Below are 3,478 nucleotides of genomic sequence, written 5' to 3'. Positions count from 1 at the left end.
CCCGGTCGGCCGCCTTGCGCGGCTGGCCGAGCGCGAGCTCGGCGCGGGCCAGCTCGGTCAGGCACCGGGCGATGTCGATGCCGCCGGCCGCCGTGGCGGTCATCTCTCGCGTCGCCCGCTGGAGCTCGTCGCGGGCGCGTTCGGCGTCGTCCGGACGGGCCAGGAGCATCAGCGTGCCGTACTCGCCCCGCAGACGGCTGAGGTTGCGCAGGTCGGCGGCCTCGCCGAGCAGCGCCAGGGCGCGCTCCCCGTACGTCACGGCCTTCTCGAAGTCGGCCTGGTAGCGGGCGACGATGGCCGCCTCCCAGTAGGCGGCCATGCGGGCGGCCGGGCTGCCGATCGCGTCCGCCTGCTCGATCAGGCGCTCGGCGAGCTGCCCGCCGCTGACCAGGTCGCCGCGTTCGAGGTAGGCGCCGACCAGCGTCGCGCCGAGCTTGACCGTCTCGTCACTCCACGGGCCGGGCCGTCCGGTGACGCGGGTAAAGGCGCCCTCGGCCACGGCGACGCTGCGCGCGGCGTCGCCCTTCTCCCGGTGGCAGCGCGACATGGCGATGTTGAGCCGGATCCATTCTTCGGTGTCGTAGTCCGGGGACAGCACCGCGGCCAGGGCGGCGAACTCCCCGATCGCCTCGTCCAGCTCGCCCGTCGCCTCCAGCGCGAGCGCGTGCGCCCAGCGGGCCCGGCGGGCGTACTCCGGCAGCGAGGCCAGGTCGGGATCGGCCAGGAGTTCGGTGAGCCGGTCGCGGGCCTCCGCGGCCTCGCCGTTCTGCAGGGCGATCTCGGCGTACTCCAGGGTCACGCGGATCTGGTCCTGGGCGTGCTCGTCGATGCCGCTGGACAGGTACGAGGGCGAACAGCCCAGCTTGCGGGCCAGCAACCGCACGACGTCGGGCGTCGGTATGCGCTTACCGCTCTCGATCAGGGAAACGTAACTGTCGGACAGCTCCGGGAGGGCCAACTGCGCCTGTGACAAACCCTGACGAATCCGTGTCATCCGAATTCTTTGCCCGAGTGTTACTTGACTGTCCACATTTACCTGCTCTTACTCGAATGCTCAAATGGAGGCCGTTCACATGAACCGACCCAAGAGGGCCGTGACCATGCTGTTGGTGGTGACCGGTATTTCACTCGGCGCCGGGAGCACGCCCGCGACCGCCGCCGTCACCAGCGTCGGCCACCCCGGTTCACCCGGAGTGTTCCACTGCTGCTGACGTCCTTCTCGTAAAAGGATAGTTTTCTCCGGCTTCTTCCAGAAGCATCTGGCCAAAGATGGCGGAGACGCGTCCGCGAGGCCCGGTGGCATCGGGCCCCGCGGACCGACTCATATGCGGCATATCGGGAGATCTCGCCAAAGAGCGGCGGCGGTTTCGTGAGATCGTCCCTGTCTCTTTCTCCTCCGCCCCTGCTCTACTGCGCTGAGGGCGGGTAGGGATCAGGAGGTGGGCGTGGTGGCGCAGCAGGACGGTCCGCACGCGAGAGAGGGCGCGCCGGTCACCAGGCGATCGTTCGCGGGCGGTGTCGGCGACAGCGCGGTCCGGCCGGACGGCGTGCTGAAGGTGCGGGGTGCCTTCGCCTACTCCTCCGACCTGTGGATGGACGGCATGCTGTGGGGCGCCACGCTGCGCAGCCCGTACCCCAGCGCCGCGATCCGCGGCATCGACGTCACCGAGGCGCTCCGGCTCTCCGGCGTGTACGCGGTGCTCACCCACGAGGACGTCCCCGGCGCCAAGCACTACGGCCTGGAGTTGAAGGACCAGCCCGTCCTCGCCATCGACCAGGTCCGTTACCAGGGCGAGCCCGTGGCGATCGTGGCCGCGGACCATCCCGAGACCGCCCGCCGGGCCTGCGACCTCATCGAGGTGGACTACGAGGTGCGCGAGCCGGTGACCGACGCGCGGGCCGCCGCGCTCGACCCGGCCTGCCCGAAGGTCCACGAGCGCGGCAACGTCGTACGGCACCAGCCGGTGCGGACCGGCGAGGTGTTCACCGCCGACGTGGTCGTCACCGGCGAGTACGAGGTGGGCATGCAGGACCAGGCGTTCCTCGGCCCGGAGTCGGGGCTCGCCGTGCCGGCCGAGGACGGCGGCGTGGACCTGTTCATCGCCACGCAGTGGCTGCACGTCGACCAGGAGCAGATCGCGCCGGTGCTGGGGCTGCCGCCGGACAAGGTCCGGCTCACCCTGTCGGGCGTGGGCGGCGCGTTCGGCGCGCGCGAGGACCTGTCCATGCAGGTCCACGCCTGCCTGCTCGCCCTGCGCACGGCCCGCCCGGTCAAGATCGTCTACGGCCGCGAGGAGTCCTTCTCCGGCCACGTCCACCGTCACCCGGCGACCCTCCGCTACGAGCACGGCGCCGACCGGGACGGCCGGCTGGTCTACGTCAAGGCCGAGATCGTCCTCGACGGCGGGGCGTACTGCTCCTCCACGCCGGCGGTGGTCGGCAACGCCGCCTCGCTCGGCGCCGGCCCGTACGACGTGCCGAACGTCATGATCGACGCCTACGGCGTGTACACCCACAACCCGCCGTGCGGGGCGATGCGCGGCTTCGGCGCCGTGCAGGCCTGCTTCGCCTACGAGTCCCAGATGGACCGGCTCGCCGAGGCGTGCGGCCTGGACCCGGTCGAGATCCGGGTGCGCAACGCGCTGTCGGAGGGCTCGCGCCTGCCGACCGGGCAGGTCGTCGACATGCCCGCGCCGCTCACCGACATGCTGCGCCGCGCCCGCGACTTCCCGATGCCCCCGCCGTCCGACACCGGCGACCTGCGGAACCTGCCCGGCGGCGTGTCCAACACGACGCACGGCGAGGGCGTCGTCCGCGGCGTCGGGTACGGCATCGGCATCAAGAACATCTGCTACTCCGAGGGTTTCGACGACCTGTCCACCGCCCGGGTACGGCTGGAGGTGTCCGGCGACGAGCCGGTCGTGCTGGTGCACACCGCCGCCGCCGAGGTCGGGCAGGGCCTCATCACCCTGCAGGCGCAGATCGCCCGTACCGAGCTGGGCGTCGAGCAGGTGACCGTCGCGCCCGCGGACACGACCGTCGGCTCCGCGGGCTCATCCAGCGCGTCGCGTCAGTCGTACATGACCGGCGGCGCCGTACGCGCCGCCTGCGAGGCCGTGCGGGAGCGGGTGCTGCGGCTCGCCGGGATGCCCGGCGGCACGCTCCGCGGCGGGCACGTCGTCGCCGGCGACGTCGCGGTCCCGCTGGCGCGGGTGCTCGGCAGCCGGGCCGTCGAGGAGACGCGGGAGTTCCACCACCGGCCGACGGCGCCGCTGGACCCGCGCACCGGCCAGGGCGACTCCCACACGCAGTTCGCCTTCTGTGTGCACCGGGCGGTGGTCGACGTGGACGTCGAGCTGGGCCTGGTCAAGGTGGTCGAGCTGGCCGCCGTGCAGGACGTCGGCAAGATCCTCAACCCGATCTCGCTGGAGGGCCAGATCCACGGCGGCACGGCCCAGGGGCTCGGCCTCGCGCTGAT

Annotated in this window: 2 protein-coding genes and 1 pseudogene; 2 read left to right on the top strand and 1 reads right to left on the bottom strand. The window is 72.0% G+C overall.

Going from position 1 to position 3,478, the window contains the following annotated elements; all coding sequences use genetic code 11:
• Window positions 1–994 (bottom strand): helix-turn-helix domain-containing protein (locus ACFFNX_RS43055; RefSeq protein WP_378212025.1); only part of this gene is annotated, 994 nt, incomplete at its 3' end.
• A 79-nt stretch (window positions 995–1,073) separates the two neighbouring features.
• Between ACFFNX_RS43055 and ACFFNX_RS43050 the strand changes: the two genes are divergently transcribed.
• Both ACFFNX_RS43050 and ACFFNX_RS43045 read left to right on the top strand, forming a co-directional pair.
• On the top strand, window positions 1,074–1,211 hold the full coding sequence (locus tag ACFFNX_RS43050; protein WP_378212024.1) for a hypothetical protein: 138 nt from the start codon (window positions 1,074–1,076) through the stop codon (window positions 1,209–1,211).
• A gap of 237 nt (window positions 1,212–1,448) precedes the next feature.
• Window positions 1,449–3,478: pseudogene (locus ACFFNX_RS43045) on the top strand (xanthine dehydrogenase family protein molybdopterin-binding subunit); the annotation flags it as partial.

Source organism: Actinoallomurus acaciae (genome assembly GCF_042429965.1).
GTDB classification, from domain to species: Bacteria; Actinomycetota; Actinomycetes; order Streptosporangiales; family Streptosporangiaceae; genus Actinoallomurus; species Actinoallomurus acaciae.
Note: the sequence above shows the minus strand (reverse complement) of the source record. Positions and strands in the feature narration are given on the sequence as shown.

Bases quoted from the DNA above. Each gene is read 5' to 3' on its own strand.
- ACFFNX_RS43050 (WP_378212024.1), top strand. From the start codon at position 1,074: ATGAACCGACCCAAGAGGGCCGTGACCATGCTGTTGGTGGTGACCGGT.